The 15,979-nt window shown below is 73.7% G+C and carries 18 protein-coding genes; 12 read left to right on the top strand and 6 right to left on the bottom strand.

All coding sequences use genetic code 11. From position 1 onward, the window contains the following. Positions 1 to 160 precede the first annotated feature (160 nt). Complete coding sequence (locus tag J2X26_RS18580; RefSeq protein ID WP_307494188.1) at positions 161 to 1,087, top strand: hypothetical protein; 927 nt, start codon at positions 161 to 163, stop codon at positions 1,085 to 1,087. On the opposite strand, the gene J2X26_RS18585 is transcribed toward J2X26_RS18580, so the two are convergent. Genes J2X26_RS18585 through J2X26_RS18600 form a run of 4 tightly spaced genes read right to left on the bottom strand, consistent with a single transcriptional unit; the run spans position 1,084 to position 5,637 of the window. Further along, entirely contained in the window at positions 1,084 to 1,998 is a 915-nt protein-coding gene (locus J2X26_RS18585) for a transglutaminase family protein (RefSeq protein ID WP_307494189.1), read from the bottom strand. The two genes, J2X26_RS18580 and J2X26_RS18585, sit on opposite strands and share 4 nt — an antisense overlap. Further along, positions 1,995 to 4,580, bottom strand: a complete 2,586-nt coding sequence (locus tag J2X26_RS18590; RefSeq protein WP_307494190.1) for a circularly permuted type 2 ATP-grasp protein — start codon at positions 4,578 to 4,580, stop codon at positions 1,995 to 1,997. Before J2X26_RS18590 ends, J2X26_RS18585 begins: the two co-directional genes overlap by 4 nt. 59 nt (positions 4,581 to 4,639) lie before the next feature. Further along, the gene (locus tag J2X26_RS18595; RefSeq protein WP_307494191.1) at positions 4,640 to 5,086 is read right to left on the bottom strand and encodes a hypothetical protein; all 447 of its coding nucleotides are present in this window, start codon (positions 5,084 to 5,086) and stop codon (positions 4,640 to 4,642) included. Beyond that, on the bottom strand, positions 5,083 to 5,637 hold the full coding sequence (locus J2X26_RS18600) for an RNA polymerase sigma factor (protein WP_307494192.1): 555 nt from the start codon (positions 5,635 to 5,637) through the stop codon (positions 5,083 to 5,085). The genes J2X26_RS18595 and J2X26_RS18600 overlap by 4 nt, the downstream gene beginning before the upstream one ends. Positions 5,638 to 5,769: 132 nt before the next feature. Here J2X26_RS18600 and J2X26_RS18605 point away from each other — a divergent pair, with 132 nt between their 5' ends. From J2X26_RS18605 to J2X26_RS18635, 7 genes are all read left to right on the top strand, one after another. Next, on the top strand, positions 5,770 to 6,222 hold the full coding sequence (locus J2X26_RS18605) for an Asp23/Gls24 family envelope stress response protein (RefSeq protein WP_307494193.1): 453 nt from the start codon (positions 5,770 to 5,772) through the stop codon (positions 6,220 to 6,222). Beyond that, entirely contained in the window at positions 6,219 to 6,626 is a 408-nt protein-coding gene (locus J2X26_RS18610) for a hypothetical protein (protein ID WP_307494195.1), read from the top strand. The genes J2X26_RS18605 and J2X26_RS18610 overlap by 4 nt, the downstream gene beginning before the upstream one ends. A gap of 9 nt (positions 6,627 to 6,635) precedes the next feature. Beyond that, the gene (locus J2X26_RS18615; protein WP_307494196.1) at positions 6,636 to 6,815 is read left to right on the top strand and encodes a hypothetical protein; all 180 of its coding nucleotides are present in this window, start codon (positions 6,636 to 6,638) and stop codon (positions 6,813 to 6,815) included. After that, on the top strand, positions 6,808 to 7,170 hold the full coding sequence (locus J2X26_RS18620) for an Asp23/Gls24 family envelope stress response protein (protein WP_307494197.1): 363 nt from the start codon (positions 6,808 to 6,810) through the stop codon (positions 7,168 to 7,170). Before J2X26_RS18615 ends, J2X26_RS18620 begins: the two co-directional genes overlap by 8 nt. Then, positions 7,167 to 7,742, top strand: coding sequence for a DUF6286 domain-containing protein (locus tag J2X26_RS18625; protein WP_307494198.1), 576 nt, complete (start codon positions 7,167 to 7,169; stop codon positions 7,740 to 7,742). Before J2X26_RS18620 ends, J2X26_RS18625 begins: the two co-directional genes overlap by 4 nt. Beyond that, the gene (locus tag J2X26_RS18630; protein WP_307494199.1) at positions 7,739 to 8,317 is read left to right on the top strand and encodes a hypothetical protein; all 579 of its coding nucleotides are present in this window, start codon (positions 7,739 to 7,741) and stop codon (positions 8,315 to 8,317) included. Before J2X26_RS18625 ends, J2X26_RS18630 begins: the two co-directional genes overlap by 4 nt. A gap of 69 nt (positions 8,318 to 8,386) precedes the next feature. Next, entirely contained in the window at positions 8,387 to 8,764 is a 378-nt protein-coding gene (locus tag J2X26_RS18635) for a YybH family protein (RefSeq protein ID WP_307494201.1), read from the top strand. A 3-nt stretch (positions 8,765 to 8,767) separates the two neighbouring features. Here the strand turns inward: J2X26_RS18635 and J2X26_RS18640 are convergent, their stop codons facing one another. Then, the gene (locus J2X26_RS18640; RefSeq protein ID WP_307494202.1) at positions 8,768 to 9,007 is read right to left on the bottom strand and encodes a hypothetical protein; all 240 of its coding nucleotides are present in this window, start codon (positions 9,005 to 9,007) and stop codon (positions 8,768 to 8,770) included. Positions 9,008 to 9,079: 72 nt separating this feature from the next. Here J2X26_RS18640 and J2X26_RS18645 point away from each other — a divergent pair, with 72 nt between their 5' ends. After that, positions 9,080 to 9,694 carry a GNAT family N-acetyltransferase gene (locus tag J2X26_RS18645; RefSeq protein ID WP_307494203.1) on the top strand — a complete coding sequence of 205 codons (615 nt, stop codon included), beginning with the start codon at positions 9,080 to 9,082 and terminating at the stop codon, positions 9,692 to 9,694. Here the strand turns inward: J2X26_RS18645 and J2X26_RS18650 are convergent. Then, positions 9,687 to 10,469 carry a potassium channel family protein gene (locus tag J2X26_RS18650; protein ID WP_307494204.1) on the bottom strand — a complete coding sequence of 261 codons (783 nt, stop codon included), beginning with the start codon at positions 10,467 to 10,469 and terminating at the stop codon, positions 9,687 to 9,689. The two genes, J2X26_RS18645 and J2X26_RS18650, sit on opposite strands and share 8 nt — an antisense overlap. A 604-nt stretch (positions 10,470 to 11,073) precedes the next feature. On the opposite strand from J2X26_RS18650, the gene J2X26_RS18655 reads away from it, so the two are divergent. The 3 genes from J2X26_RS18655 to J2X26_RS18665 all read left to right on the top strand — a co-directional run bounded on the left by J2X26_RS18655 (position 11,074) and on the right by J2X26_RS18665 (position 15,907). Next, positions 11,074 to 12,519 (top strand): Tat pathway signal sequence domain protein, encoded by a 1,446-nt coding sequence (locus J2X26_RS18655; RefSeq protein ID WP_307494205.1) that lies wholly within the window; start codon positions 11,074 to 11,076, stop codon positions 12,517 to 12,519. A gap of 413 nt (positions 12,520 to 12,932) precedes the next feature. Next, complete coding sequence (locus J2X26_RS18660; protein ID WP_307494206.1) at positions 12,933 to 15,185, top strand: CshA/CshB family fibrillar adhesin-related protein; 2,253 nt, start codon at positions 12,933 to 12,935, stop codon at positions 15,183 to 15,185. Between the two features lie 77 nt (positions 15,186 to 15,262). After that, positions 15,263 to 15,907 carry an alternate-type signal peptide domain-containing protein gene (locus tag J2X26_RS18665; protein WP_307494207.1) on the top strand — a complete coding sequence of 215 codons (645 nt, stop codon included), beginning with the start codon at positions 15,263 to 15,265 and terminating at the stop codon, positions 15,905 to 15,907. Positions 15,908 to 15,979: the final 72 nt, after the last annotated feature.

Here is a 15,979-nt window from a genome sequence, read left to right on the forward strand (position 1 = left end):
GAAGCGCTCCCCGCGACCGCGCGCGTTATCCACAGGTTGTGTCCACAGCCGTGTGCAACACGCGGGAACCTGTGGACAACTCGCTGACCAGTGCGGACTCGCCGGGTGGCGCGCCCAAACTTCACCCGCTCGAATCACAACCTGTGTACGGTCCTCCGGCATGAGCCTGCCGTTGGTCGAGCTACCCGGGGACCTCGATGGCCGGAACGTCCTCGTGGTGCCCCGTGGCACGGACGTGGTCGTCCTGGCCACCGCGTGGTTCCCCGACGCCGCCTGGACGCGCGAGCCGGTGAGCGCCGAGCAGGCCGCGAAGGTCCGCCCGATGACCGGCGCGCGGTTCCGCGGCATCTCATCGGTCGTCGCCGAGCCCGCGCCCGGGCTGCTGCGGCTGAACGGCGCCGCCTCGCTCGAGGGGCCGACGCCGGTGGGTCGGGCCGAGGCGCAGGCGGCCGGTCTCGTCGTGCCCGAGGTGGACCTGTACGCGCTGGTGCCGGCCGACCCGCGCGCGTCCCTCGACCTGGTCTACGGCTGGATGACCGCCGCCGCGCGCCGGGCGGTCGGCAGCATCGTCCCGGCGGACCGGGGGAAGGTCGTCGTGCCCGACCCCGGCGCCGCGGTCGACCTGACCCTGTGGTCGCCCATGCCGCTGTCCGCGCAGGACGCCCTGCCGCTGGTGCGGCCGGCCATGACGGGCGCGCGGGTGGGACCGACGGACGTCCCCCGCCCGCAGCAGTCGGAGGGGGCGTCCGGGCCGCCGACGTTCTCGGTGACGGCGACGTTCGAGTACGACGGGGCCATCACGGTCCGGACCGGACGTTCGACCGAGGTGCCGGTGGCGTTGTCGCGGCTGGACTGGCGCGAGTTCGGGCCCTGGTCGTACCACGTGAGCTGGCGACCGCCCGAGCCCGAGGAGCTGCGCAGCGAGCACCCCTCGCAGCTGCACCTCATCGCGCGCTCCCGCGTGGAGCCGTCGGTCGCGCGCATCGCCGCCGCCCTGTGGCGGGCGGTCGGCGGGACGGTCGTGGACAGCGGCGGGTTCATCGTGACGCCCGCCGAGCTGCAGGACAGGGCGACCGCCCGACGCTAGGCGAACGGCTCGCTTCCGCTGGGCACCAGGTCGACCGACACGGTGAGGCGGGAGCCGGAGCCTTCCGTGAAGATGACCCCGCGCAGGGGCGGGACGTCGTCGTAGTCGCGTCCCCAGCCCAGCAGCACGTACCGGTCGTCGACCAGCTGGTCGTTGGTGGGGTCGATCTCCACCCAGCCGGCGCCCGGCACCCAGGCGGACACCCAGGCGTGCGACGCGTCGGCCCCCCGGAGCTTCTCCCGGCCGGCCGGCGGACGTGTCTCGATGTAGCCGCTGGAGTACCGCGCGGGCAGCCCGTGCAGGCGCAGCGCCGCGATCATCAGGTGCGCGAAGTCCTGGCAGACCCCCGCCTTCTGCGCGAGCAGCTGAGCCTGCGTGGTGTGCACCGTGGTGGAGCCCGACCGGTACGCCAGCTCGGTGCGGATCCGGTGGGCCAGCTCGATGAGCACGTCCACGACCGGGCGGTCCCCGGCGAACGTCGGCGCCGCCCAGTCGCGGACCTCGTCGGCGAACGTCACGTGCGGCGACGGGAGCAGCGCCTCGCGCAGGTCCACGATGCTCGGGTCCAGCCGGCCGACCTCGCCCGCGGCGACCCGGCGGGCCACGTCGTGCCACCCGACCGTCGGCAGTGCCGCGGGGTCGGGGGCGTGCCGGGTGACCTCGATGGTGGACCGCGACGTCACCACGAGCCGGGTGTGCGGCGTGATCACCCCGAAGTACGTGGTGCGGTTGCCGAAGTAGTCGACCCACTCGTTGGTGTCCGCGGGGGCCGGCTCGATCTCGACCGACGCCGACAGGCACGCCTGCCCCGGCACGTCCCGGGGCGTCATGGTGGTGCGACCGTAGGAGTCGGTCACCACGTTCGCGTACGAGTACGTGGTGCGGTGGACCAGGTCGTAGGTGCGGCTCACTCGCCACCACCGTCCCGTGCGTCCCAGGGGTCCTCGAGCGCGCGGCTCGGGGCGAGCCGGACGAAGTGCACGCGCTCGATCTCGTCGGCCGCCGAGTGCAGGCGCCAGAGCATCGACTCCAGCGTCTCGGCCAGCCGTGCGCGCCGACCGTCCTCGGTGACCGCGGCGGTGACGGCGACCGGGTCCACCTCGGCCAGCAGGTCGACGACGTCGGCCAGCAGGTGGTCGCGCTGGTCCGGGGCCCGGCCGGCCAGCGGGACGAGGGCGAGCGACTCCTGGAGCCGGTCCAGCTGGTAGGCGAGCGAGCGCGGGTTGGTGGGGTCGAGCAGCAGGAGCTCGAGCACCTCGGCGAGGCCGGCACCGGTCTGGTGGCGCCGCCGGTACGTGATCGCCGACTCGTGCGCGAGCAGCACCGACTCGAGCACCACGGCGTCGACGTCGGCGGGCCGCCGCTGCACGACCGTGGCCAGCAGGCTCTCGACCAGGTGCTGAGCCCGTTCGATGCGCCGGCCTGCGTCGAGGAACTGCCAGCCGACGTCCCGCACCAGGCCCTCGGCGGTGATCCCGGCGATGGCGAGGAGGCCCTCGAGCACCTTGTCGAGCGCGGGCCGCAGGCCGGCCGTCACGGTGTTGCCCGCGACGACGCCGAGGTCGAGCGAGTCCCGGCCGTGCGACCGGCCGCGCGTCTTGTTGCGCTCGTCGCGCAGCGCCCGGTCGATGCGGGCCAGGGGGCCGAACGTGTCGGTGGAGAGCTGGTCGCGCACCGCGGCCGCCGAGGCGGCGAGGCGACGGACGGACCGCGCCACCGTTCCCGTCGTGCGGGGGTCCAGCACCAGGTCGCGGAACGCCGGCGGCGACTGCTCGATCGGGGTGAGCGAGGAGATGAGCACCTCGAGCGCGCGACCGCCCGCGGAGGCCGGCCGTTGGTGGAAGTCGTCCCAGCGGTCGACGACGACGCGCAGCACCCGGCTGGCGTCCTCGGCCCGCTCGGCGTAGCGGCCCATCCAGTACAGGTTCTCGGCGGTGCGCGGCGAGATGCCGGTCGCCGGGCGGCGCGGCGCGGGGGTCTCGCCCACGGACGACTCGTCGGACGGCACCCACGGCTCGACGGGCGCGTCCGGCTGCGTCGAGAGCACCCACACGTCCTTCGCGGCGGCACCCAGGGCCGACGAGACCACGTGCCCGGGCGCGACGCGCGCGAGCCCGCCGGCCAGGACCGTGTACGACCCGCCGTGCGCGACGGCGTACGTCCGCAGCACGGCGGCACGCGGACCGAGGTCGGCGGGACCGACACCCTCGGCCGACGGCAGGTCGCTGCCGACGCCCACGGGCGCACCGTCGATGATCGGGCCGGCCGGACCCACCGGCTCCTGGCCCACCCACAGCCACGGCTCCGCCGAGATCCGCGCGGCCAGCTGCTCGCGCTCGCGATGGCTCAGGGTCCAGCCGAGGATCGTGCCGACGTCCGTGCCGCGGACGGTCGGCAGCACCACGAGCCGTTCGAGGTGGGTCAGCACGTGCTGGAGCGACCTCGGCTCGCCGCACCACCAGGTGGGGGCCGACGCCAGCGCCAGGTCCTGGTCGAGCACCGCGTTCGCCAGCCGCGGCAGGTACGTGAGCAGCGCGGGGTTCTCCAGCACCGAGCTGCCCAGGGGGTTGACCACGCTCACGGTCCCGGCGCGCACCGCCCGGACCAGCCCGGGCACGCCGAGGCGCGACCCCTGCCGCAGGTCGAGCGGGTCGCACCACTCGGCGTCGACGCGCCGCAGCACCACGTCCACCGGTTCGAGGCCCTCGACGCCCCGCATCCAGACCCGGCCGTCGCGGACCAGCAGGTCCGACCCCTCGACGAGCGGCAGCCCCAACATCGAGGCCAGGTACGCCTGGTCGAACGCGGTCTCGCTGGACGGCCCCGAGGTGAGCAGGACGACGCGGGGCTGCTCGGCGCGCCCCGGGGCGACGTCGCGCAGCGCGAGACGCAGCGCGCGGAAGAACGGTCCGAGGCGCTGGATGGACGCCTGCCGGTACACCCCCGAGAGGACCTGGGACACGACGCGACGGTCCTCCATCGCGTAGCCGACGCCCGACGGCGCCTGCGTCCGGTCCGCGACCGCGCACCACCCGCCCGCGCCGTCGCGCACCAGGTCCGTCGCCGTGAGCACCAGCTCGCGCCCGCCGGGCAGCCGCAGGCCGTCGACCGCCCGCACGAACCCGGGGTGACCGAGCACGACCGTCGGCGGCAGGAGCTTGTCGGACAGGAGCAGCCGGTGGCCGTAGGCGTCCTGCAGGATCGCGTCCAGCAGCTCGGCCCGCTGCACCAGCGCCGCGTCCAGGCGGGCCCACTCCGGCTCGTCGACGATGACCGGTAGCGGGTCCAGGTGCCAGGGGTGCTCCCCGTCCTCCTGGTCCGCGCCGTACGTGACGCCGTGGTCGGCGAGCAGCCGCTCCGCCTCGTCGCGCGCGCGCGCCAGGCCCGGCCCCGTGGGGGCGTCCGCAGGGTCGGGCAGCCACGACCAGTCGGCGCGATGGTCGACCACACCCGACTCGCCCTGCAGGCGGGGGGAGGACAGCAGGTCGGTCACACACAGGAGTGTGTCCTACGACGAGGCCGTCCGCGGAGGTCGGCACGCAGGTGGATGGCTCAGAGCAGTAGCGGGTCGGGGGTGACGTCCTGCACGGAGACGTCGACCCGGACGCGGTCCACCGGGGCGTCGGCGAGGCCGAGCGTCTCGGCGACCGTGACGGCGGCAGCGCGCCGGACCTCGTCGGCCAGCGGCACCAGCGGGGTGCCGTACAGCGCGACGAGCTCCACGGTCAGGCGGTCGAGCTCGTCGTCGTCGGTCGTCGTGCACGTGATGCGCAGCGCGCCGGCGTCGGGTACCTCCGTGACGGCCGACCGGACGCGGGACACCAGCACGGCCGACGCCACCAGGAGCTCCCCGCCCGGCAGCCGGCCGCGGACCGGTGCGGACGGCCGGAACGCGCGGACGGCGGCTGCCACGACGTCGTCGCGCAGCGCGACCCAGCCGATGTCGGTGTGCTCGCGCAGCGTCCGGGCGGCCTGCGTGAGGAGCTGCTCGCCGTTCATCGCCACTCCTCCATCCGCTTGACCAGGTGCCCGCGTGCCCGGTGGAGCTGGCCACGGACCGTGCTCGTCGTCGTCCCCGACACCTCGGCGATCTGCTCGTACGACAGACCCTCGACCTCCCGCAGCAGCCACGTCGAGCGCGGCCCCGGCGGAAGCTCCCGCAGCGCTGCGTTCAGCGCGTCGAGCAGGTCCGTGCCTTCCGCCGAGAGCTCCGGGTCCAGTGCACGAGGATCGACCTCGTCGAGCGGGGCGAACGGCAGGGGCATGGCGGTGCGGGTCCGTCGGCGTTGCAGCGAACGCACCTTGTGCGCCGTGATGGCGAACAACCAGGTACGCAGCGACGACCGGCCCGCGAACTGCGGCAACGAGGTCCACGCGGCGGCGAACGCCTCCTGGACGCAGTCCTCGGTGTCCTGTGGATCATCGAGCATGCGGCGGGCATAGCGATAGAGGGCGGGACCGTGGCGGTCGACGATCACCCGGAACGCGGCGCGGTCCAGCAGTGCCGCCCGTCGGGCGAGCACCTCGTCGGGGATCTCGTCTGCGTCCATCCCGAGCAGCGTGCGTCCGGCGGACCGGCACCGCATCCCGGCGGGTGTGACCCAGATCACATCGGTCCGCCGTGACGAACCGGGCGGAACCGCGACCAACCGTAGGTACGTCACCAGCCGAGAGAGGTCACCATGAGCGAGCCCGCCACGACCGTCACCACCGCCGCCCGTGCCCGACAGAGCGCGCTCGTCACGCCCGAGGGCAGCACGACCATCGCGGACACGGTGGTCAGCAAGATCGCCGGCATCGCGGCGAGCGAGGTCACCGGGGTGCACTCCCTCGGCGGTGGCACCGCCCGGGCGATCGGGAACCTGCGTGAGCGCATCCCGGGCGCCCGCACCAATTACTCGCAGGGCGTCTCCGTCGAGGTCGGCGAGACCGAGGCGGCCGTCGACCTCGACCTCGTCGCGGAGTACGGCGTCTCGATCGCGGACCTGGCCGACGGCATCCGTCGCAACGTCATCAGCGCCGTCGAGCGCATGACCGGCCTGCACGTGGTGGAGGTCAACGTGACCGTCAACGACGTGCACCTGCCGCAGGACGACACGCAGCAGGCCGCCCCGCAGGAGCAGCGGGTCCAGTGACCGACGTCCCGGAGCACGTACCCACGCCGCTGGAGGTGGCGCAGGAGGTCGCGCCCCTCGACCTGGCCGAGCCCGTGCCCGAGGTCGTCGTCCCCGTCGAGGTCGTCGTGATCGCCGACGTCGTCCCCGAGCCGCCCACCACGGCCGAGGTCGTCGCCGCAGCCGTGCTCGCCGTCCCCGGCGTCGTCCGGCTGCACGGCGGGCGCTTCGGCGAGCTGGGCACGTACCTGCCCGGCCGCCGGGTCACGGGCGTCCGGATCGACGACGAGGGCACCGAGGTGCACGTCGTCGTCTCCGACCTCGTGCCCGTGCCCCAGACGGCGGCGCGGGTCCAGCGAGCCGTCTCCGCGGTCGCACCCATGCCCGTCCGCGTCCACGTCGAGGACATCGACACCATCGTCTGAGGAGCCACCGTGTCATCTGTCGCCATCGGGCTGTTCGCCGGCCTGCTGCTCGCCCTCGTCGCCGCCGTCGGCGGGTTCGACATGTTCATGCTGGCCGTGGTCCTCGCGGCCGTCGGCGCGGTCGTCGGCCTGGTCGTCGACGGCCGGATCGACGTCACCGGCCTGCTCTCCGGCCGCGGCCGTGGCTGACGCCCGCGGCACCCTCACCATCGCCGACCGCGCCCTGACCCGGATCGCCCGCCAGGTGACCCTCGAGGTTCCCGGGGTCGCCGCCGAGGAGGCGTCGGTCGGCACGGTCGAGCGCACCCTGGGCCGCGGCTACCCGCGTGTGCGCTGGCAGCGGGCCGGGACGAAGGCGCGCGTCGAGGTGGAGGTGGCCATCACCTGGCCGGCCTCGGCCGCCGAGGTCACCACGAACGTGCAGGCCGCGCTGCGCCAGGAGCTGGAGCGCCTCGCAGGTCAGGACGTCGCCCACGTGAGCGTCGCGGTGCGCGAGGTCGTCCGCGCCTCCGCCACCACCCGGCCCGTGGCGAGGGTGCGATGACGCACGTCGACACGTCGCCCGGCTTCGCCCCCGCCGCCGCGGCCACCCGCGCCGGCCGGGTCGCGTGGTGGAGCATCGCGATCGCGGTCCTGCTCGTCGCGCTCGGGGTGGTCGTGGTGCGCGAGGCGCTCGTCGTCGCCGGGCGGGTGGAGGGCGACCCGTGGATCGCACCCGTCGTGGACAGCCTCGACGGCGTCGTGCCGTCCGTGGCGGTCGCCGCCGCCGGCGTGGTCGTCGCCCTGCTCGGGCTGTGGCTCGTGGTCGTCGCGCTGGGCCGCCGGGTCCGCACCCGGCTCGCGGTCACGTCCTCGACCGGCACGACCATCGGCATCGGCGACGCCGCCCGGCTCGCGGCGTCCGCCGCCGACGAGGTGGACCGCGTGCTGTCCGCCCGGGCCACGGCCACCCGTCGGTCCGTGACCGTCACGGTGACCACGCTCGAGGGTGACGACGTCACCGAGGCCGTCCGCGCAGCCGTCACCGAGCGTCTCGCACCACTGGTTCAGCCGCTGTCGGTCACGGTCGTCGGTCGCGTCACCTCCGGGCTGCACGCAGGGGGTGACGGGCGATGAGGCGGTCGGTCCTGGCGTTCGACCGGGTGCTCGTCCTGCTGCTCGGCCTCGTGCTGATCGTGGTCGGGGTGGCCGCCGTGGGGTGGCAGACCGGCTTCCTGGAGTCGGTGTGGCCCGACGTGCCCGACGAGGTCACCGTCGACACCGGGCAGGTCACCGAGGCGTCGAGCTTCGCCGTCGTCGCCGGCGTGGTCGGGAGCGCGCTCGTGGTCATCGGGCTGTGGTGGCTGCTCGCGCACCTGCCGCGACGGTCCGTCGGGTCGCTCCGCCTGCCGTCCGGGGAGCAGCCGGGCAGGCTCGTCGTCGACCCGGGTCCGGCTGTCGCGACCGCCGCACAGGTGCTGGCCGACGACCCGCTGATCCGGTCCGCGCGCGGAGCCGTGCTCGCCGACCGGGGTGAGCTCGTCGTGCGCCTGCGGGCCACCGTCGACCCCGACGCGGACCTGGGCGCGGTGGTCGCCACCTGCGACGGGGTGCTCGCCGACCTCGCGCACGTCCTGCCCGCCGAGCAGCTGCGCTCGCGCGTCGAGCTGTCGGTCCTGCGCCGCGGGGAGGTCGGGCCGAGAGTGCGCTGAGGTCACGCTGACCCTCGCGTCGGTGGTCGGGTGGAGACTCGGAGCCACACGCGAGCGAAGGAGTCACCGATGGGTCGGGACGCGGTCACGGGATGGGTCGAGAGGTACGAGCAGGCGTGGCGGGCGCAGGACGTGGACGGCCTGGACCGGCTGTTCGCGGAGGACGCGCGCTACCTGCGCTCGCCGTACGACGCGGAGCCGCTGGAAGGGCTCGACGCGATCAAGGGGTTCTGGGTGGACCCGACGCCCTTCACCATGACCGCGACGGTGATCGCGGCGGACGGCCCGGACGCCGTCGTCAGGGTGGAGGTCCACTACGGCGGCGACGAGCCGCAGGAGTACCGGGACCTGTGGGTGCTGCGGTTCGGGCCGGACGGACGCGCAGAGCTGTTCGAGGAGTGGGCCTACTGGCCCGAGAAGACGTTGCCGGCGTCCGCCGTCGGTTGAGGCTCAGTGCAGCAGGCTGACGATCTCCCACGCCTCGGGGTCGGGCTGGGCGGCGATCTGCTCGCGGGCGAGCCGGAACGCCTCCTCAGGTGTCGGGACGACGACGCTGGCGTGGAACGTCGTCGCGCTGCTCAGCACGCTGTACAGCGGGCCCAGGGGGTTGCCGTCGTCGTCGCACGTGCCGACGGCGACGATGAACGCCTGGTGCAGCAGGTCGGGGGCGGAGTCGGTGATGAGCGTCACTCTCTGGATATCGGCACGTCGGAGCCGATCCTGGAACCAAGAATGCTGTGAACGCGTGAGAAGGTCGTGCGCATGCCTGCTGCAGCCGGGATGATCCGCCCGTTCCACCCGTCCGACCTCCCGGCGATCTACCGGATCTGCCTGCTCACCGGGGAGGTCGGCGGGGATGCGACCGCGCTGTACCGCGACCCCGACCTGCTGGGGCACCTGTACGCCGGGCCGTACCCGGTGGCCGACCCGGGGCTGTCGTTCGTCGTCGTCGACGAGCTCGGTCCCGCGGGCTACATCGTGGCGACGGCCGACACCCACCGGTTCGAGCAGTGGCTCGAGCGGCAGTGGTGGCCGACCCTGCGGGCCCGGTACCCGGTGCAGGAGAACCCGCACGACGGCACCGAGGACCACGTGCTCGTCGGCCGCGTCCACGAGTGGGAAGCGGCCGACGACTCCCTGTTCGACCGGTTCCCCGCGCACATGCACATCGACCTGCTCCCGCGCGCCCAGGGCCTCGGCCTCGGCCGCCGGCTCATCGAGACCCTCTCGGCCGTGCTGCGCGAGCGGGGCGTGCCCGGGCTGCACCTCGGCGTCGACAGCCGCAACGAGGGCGCCATCGCGTTCTACACGCGCGTCGGCTTCACCGAGGCCGCCCGCCACGACTGGGGCAGGACGCTGACGCTCGACCTCACGTGACGGGGCCGTCGCGGTGCAGGGCCAGCACCCGGTCGACGTCCTCGACGGTCACGCCCGGGAGGTCGAGGACGTGCCGGAGCTGGGTCAGGGGGTCGGTCGGCTCCGGCGCGGCGGGTTGCGAGGGCTTCCGTGGCGCGAGGAACAGGTTGGCCAGGTAGCCGGTGAACGTCCCGAAGATGCCGACACCGACCACGATGATCATCGCGCCGACGACGCGCCCCGCGTTGGTGACCGGGTACTGGTCGCCGTAGCCCACGGTCGAGATGGTGGCGATCGTGTACCAGAGCGCGTCCGACGCGTTCGTGATGTTGGCGCCCGGGGCGTCGTCCTCGATGCGCAGGATGGTCAGGCTGCCGAACTGCAGCACGAGGACGCCCGCGAGCAGCAGGGTGTACAGCGCGCTGCCGGCCCGGTCGCGGATCAGCGTCCGCAGCACCTTGCGGCCACCGACCCCGCGCAGGAGCCGGACGACGCGGACGAGGCGGAAGATGCGCAGGAACTTGAACTCAGGGAGTGGCAGGCTGGCCAGCAGGTCGGCCCAGCCGAAGTGCCGGAAGAAGTAGTCCTTGCGCGACGGGGCCGTCGCCAGCCGGTAGCTGAAGTCGAGCAGGAAGACGCCGCTGAAGATCGCGTTCATGATCAGGAGGACGTTCTGCAGGTCCTCGTCCTGCCGGGTGAGCACGACGAGGAACAGGTTGACGATCGACAGCAGCGACAGCGCGCCGATGAAGATCTCGTACCCGATGCCCTTCAGCTCACTGCGAGGCGCGCTCACGGCAGGAGTCTGGCACGCAGCCCCGGCCGGGCCGGGCCGTCCTCGGACGTGTCGTCAACCGGGTCCCGCGCCGACCGACTCCAGGCGGCTCACGCGCGCGATGCTCCCGGGCGGACCCGGTGGCGCGTCCGCGGCGGTCCGGTAGAAACGCCGGCGCCGCCACGCACCAGGGCCCTCCCGAGCCGCAGGCCACCCGAGCGGAGCCAGCTCGGTGGTCATGGCATTCGTGTGACGAGGGTCAATGACTGCTTGACTCCGCGCCGCGTGCGAGGCACTCTGTGTACGACGTCGCGGGGCCGGGATCCCCAGGAGGGTGGGGATCCCGGCCCCGCGCGGACGTCCAGCTCCGCCCAGCGGCGTCGAGCAGCCAGCACCCGACGATGGGGCCATGCCCCGAGGCGACCGTCGTCGCGCCCTGGGCGGCATCGTCTGGTCGACACGTGTCAACAACAGGCGACCGGAAGATCGACACGTGTCACTCGTTCGATGAGCGCGCCGGGGTTGTCCGATACATCCAGATCTTCCGTTCCGCCGGATGGGTCTCTACCGTGGTCCCGAGCCGCACCGCCGCGGCCCGCACGCCCGCCCTGGAGGGGTCCCCGCGATGCCGAACTCCCCGATCGACCAGACACCCCGCACGTCCAGCCCGACCCTCCCGCCGCTCAGCCGGCGATCCTTCCTGGTCCTGGGCGGAGCGGCCGCCGCCGTCGCCGCCGGCGCGACCAGTGCCACCGCCCGCAGCCTGCCCGCCGGCGGCCCGCTCGCCGCGCACGGCCACCCGCACGGCAGCGCCGCCGCCGCGGGCCGCGCGGCCGTCGCGTTCCTGCAGTCCGCCACCGACGCCTACCCGACCCTCAACACCGGACCCCGGCTGCCGCAGAGCTACGCCGACGAGCTCGGGCTGTTCAGCACCGCGTTCGTCTACGACAGCGCCCTGGCCGTCATCGCGCTCCTCGCCGACGGGCGCCGCAGCGCGGAGCAGACGGCGCGGGCCATCGGCGACGGGCTCGTCTACGCCCAGGAGCACGACCCCGGCTACTCCGACGGTCGCCTTCGGCAGGGCTACAACGTCGGCCCGTACACGTTCTACGACGGCAACCCGCAGCCGTACGGGTTCGTCCTGCCGGACGGCTCGGCGAACATCGGCTGGCAGTTCGGGTTCCTCGGCACCGCGGTCGGTGACATGGCGTGGCCCGGGATCGCGCTCGCCCAGCTCTTCGCCCGCACGCGCGACCGGCGCTACCTCGACGCCGCGGTCCGCATCGGCACCTGGATCACCACCAACACCTGGTCCACCCAGCCGCTCGGCGGCTTCTCGTTCGGCGTCAACGGCTCCAACGTGCCGGTGCCGAACGGCTCGACCGAGCACAACATCGACTGCGTCGCGTTCTTCACGATGCTCCGCGAGCTCACGCGCACCAGGTCGTGGTCGAAGGCCGCCGACCACGCCCGGGCGTTCGTCGACCTGATGTGGGACCCCGCCCAGGGAGCCTTCTGGACGGGCACCAACGACGGCGTCGAGATCAACCGGTTCCCCGTGCCGCTCGACACGGCCACCTGGAGCTGGCTCGCGCTGCGCGAGAAGCAGTACGCCGGCGCGCTCGACTGGGCCGGGTCGACCCTCGCCGTCACCGACGACGCGAGCTCCCCGACGTCCCAGCTGCCCGACGGCGAACAGCTCTCCGGCGTCACGTTCAGCACGGCGAGCCTCACGTCGACCGCGCAGTACAACGGCATCACCGTGCACCCGCAGGGCGTCTGGCTCGAGGGCACCAACCAGCTCGCGACCGCGCTGGTCGACCGGAGCCGCCGCGGGGACAGGCCCGCTGCCGACGCGCTGCTCGCGCAGGCCCGGCACGCGCAGGACGTGCTCGGCGTCGGCCAGCACCTCGGTGGCGTGGAGGTCGACGGCGGGATCGTCGCGGCGTCCAGCCTCCTGGACACCGGGTTCGGCTTCGGCTACTTCCAGGTCCAGCACGTCGGCGCGACGTCCTGGTTCGTGTTCGGCGAGACCCGCGCGAACCCGCTGCGCCTTCTGCGGAGGAGCTGAGCGGGTCCGGGTGCGCCCGGCGGGACGGTCTCGGCCGTCCCGCCGGGCGCTGCTCTGTCGTCAGACGACGTCGAGAGGCGCCCAGCCCACGATCGCCACTAGGTCGCCCGACCGCTCGACCGTGAACCCTCCGTGCCCGCCGACGACCACCCAGCGGCCGCTCCGGCGGCCGCCGACGGCCCGTGCTTCACGACGGACGGGCCGTGCCGACACGCGGGCCGGTCGGCGCGGGATCCGCGTGCTCCGCGTGTGACGTCGGGAACGCCCCCGCGCTGCGTACCCCTGCGCCGTGGGCGGGTTGACCAGGAACGTCCGCGCTTGTCGCGGGCCGCCGCGTCCGCGCGTGGGTGCCAGCACCTGTTCGGCGCCGTACGTCACCCTCCCGGGTGTCAAGTACCGCTTGCTGCCGCCCGATGGCCACCGCATGGGCCTGGTCATGGGTCCAGTTCCGGTCGACGAGAGGGCTCGCCGTGCGCACGCGCTGGCTGTGGACCGTGGTGGCCGTGCTCGGCCTCGCCGCCGCGTCCGTCGTCGCGCTGCCGGCAACCCCCGCGCAGTCCGCGGTCGGCGACTTCGGCACCGACTCCGGCTCGGGTTCGGCCGTCGTGGCGAACGCAGGCACCGGGCGTTACAAGGACCGCATCTCCTGGGTGTCCTGGGGAGCGCCCGGTACGGCGCTCGCTGCCAAGACCGTGCGCACCTGGCAGCAGGTCGGACCGACGACCCGGCTCGAGGTGACCTGCTCGCTCAGTGCGATCACCGGCTCGGTGCTCGCCTACCGCCCCGGCAACTGGGCGCCGGACGGCCTCACGCGGCTGTACCGCACGACCGACACCCCGAACAACCTGGCTATCGGCCTCGGCCTCGGGAACGACGGCGGCACCGCGGGCTTCACGGTGGCGTGCCCGACCGCGCAGCTGGCGACGTACGCCGACTCGAGCTTCACCGGTTCCCCCACGACGACGACGGCCGTCACGCTCGGTGGCCTGGTGGTCGCCGACGCCGAGGCGACGAACAACAACGGTGAGTACGTGCGAGTGACCCCCTCCAACGGCGCGGGCACGACGTGGCGGATGATCGACGCGTACGGCGGCACGTGCGGTACCACCTACAACGCGCAGGCCTACACCCAGGGCGGCACCGTCAACCAGCTCCGGCTGACGTCCTCCGGCGAGTGCACCAGCCCGGACTACTCCGCGACAGCGGTCGCGTTCGCGCAGGGTGCGAGCTCCCTGACCGTGTCGATGGTCGGGTCGGGCCTGGCCGCGGTCGCGATCGGCTACGTGCTCGGCGTCGACTACGGCGACGCCCCGGCGGGCTACGGCGTCGCCGGCTCCGTCGTCCAGCCGACGTGGTCGAACGTGGCGGTCCCCACCACCACGACCGCGATCGTGTCGGCAGGGACCGTGCAGACGGCGCGGCTGGCCACGATGACGGCCCCGTCGTCCGCGCTCGGGCCGCAGGCCTTCCCGAACAGCACGCCGCCGCACTCCGCGGACGCCTCGGGCGACGCCGGCTGGGTGGTCCCGCCCGCGACCACGACGACGGCCGACGAGGACGCCTTCGCCACGGCGCCGACGAGCATCACCTACTACCGCGGCGTGACGACGAGCTACTCGCTCGGGAACGTGCGATGCACGAGCACGGCGTCGGTCAAGGGCTGGATCGACTGGGACCGCAACGGCGCGTTCGACGCCGACGAGGCATCCGCCACGGTGACCTGCCCCGCAGCGAACGTGACCACGCTGGTGTTCCCCGTGCCCGCCGACGTGCCCGTCGGCGTGACCGCCGGCGGCGACCGGACCTTCCTGCGGATCCAGACCGCCATGGTGGCCGCCCAGCTGGCGCCGACCGGCGTCGCGGCGACCGGCGAGGTCGAGGACTGGCCGGTGCTGCTCCAGGTCCCGGCGCTCCGGGTGACGAAGACGGCGAACGTCACGAGCATGCCTGCGGCCCCCGGCACGGTCGTCTACACCGTCACGGTCTCGAACGTCGGCAACGGGCCGTACACCGCGACCAACCTGGCGTACGTGTACGACAGCTACGGCGCGGCCTTCGACGACGCGAGCTACACGAGCCACTCCGTGTCGGCCGGCGCGGCGACCAACAGCACGCCCAACCGCCTGCTGAGCTGGAGCGGCGCGCTGGCGGAGGGTGCGTCGGCGACGATCACCCTCACCATGACGGTGCGCACCACCCCGGTCGACAGCGTCATGACCAACCAGGCCCGGGTCTCGGGCGCGGCGGTGCTCGCGACGGCGGCCGCCCAGGCCGTGTGCACGCCCGCCGAGGTCACGGCGCTGACCTGCGCCACGCACACGGTGTACCGCGTCGGCATGACGCTCGCCAAGCAGGCGTTCCTCGCCACCGACACCGCCTTCACGAGCCCGGTCGCGAGCGGGACGGCGCTCGCACCCGGGACCGCGGTCGTCTGGCGCTACACGGTGACCAACACCGGCTCCGGCGCCGTCACGGACGTGGTGCTGACCGACGTCGCGACCGACGCGCGGACCGACGCAGGCGGCACCACGACGGCAGTCACCTCCCCGACGATCACCTGCCCGGGCACCCCCGCCGTCACGCCCGGCACCTCGGTGACCATCCCCACGATCGCAGCCGGCGCGAGCCGGGTCTGCACCGCAACCGGGACCATCGGCGTCCCCTAGCCGACGAATCCTTGCAGGACGCCCGAGCCCGGTCGTGCTGCCGCCCCTCCGGGCACCCCACCGAAAGGAACAGCACCATGAAGAACAAGACCAAGGGCGTCATCGCCGGGCTCGCCGGCCTCGCCCTCCTCTCCGGCGGCGCCACGTTCGCCCTCTGGACGGACAGCGCCAGCCTCACGGGCGGCACGATCACGAACGGTAACCTCGACGTCGCCGCGATCGGCACCCTGGCGTGGCGTGACGTGTCGGTCGACCGCACGGACGGCCCCCACGCGATCACGGACCTCACCACCTGGCGCATGGTGCCGGGCGACGTCATCGAGGGCACCCAGGGCCTGGGCGTCGCGCTCGAGGGCGACAACCTCGTCGCCTCCCTGAACGTCGACACCACCGGCTCGACGCTCCCGACGGGTATGACGGTGACGTACGACGTCCTGCACGGCGCGACGGTCGTCGCCAACGACGTCGCTCTGGGCTCGGACGTCGCACTGCGTCTCGCGGCCGGCACCAGCGGCCAGGGCGCGGGTGCGCCCGTCAACGGCGTCGGGACGATCGTCGTCAACGAGGTGACGGTCCCGACGACCGCCAACTTCTCGGTGGTCATCTCGGCGTCGTTCTCGGGCGCGGTGACGAACCAGACGGCCACGGCGGCCCAGACGGCGCTGAGCAACATCGCGGTCCAGCTCACGCAGGTCCGTACCGGCACGGCCTTCACCCCGTGACGCCCGCCGGCCGGACGGGCACCCACCCGTCCGGCCGGCATCCGGTCGGCGCCGCGCGCGGCGCCCCGGCCG

Source organism: Cellulomonas humilata (assembly GCF_030814415.1).
GTDB lineage: Bacteria > Actinomycetota > Actinomycetes > Actinomycetales > Cellulomonadaceae > Cellulomonas > Cellulomonas humilata_A.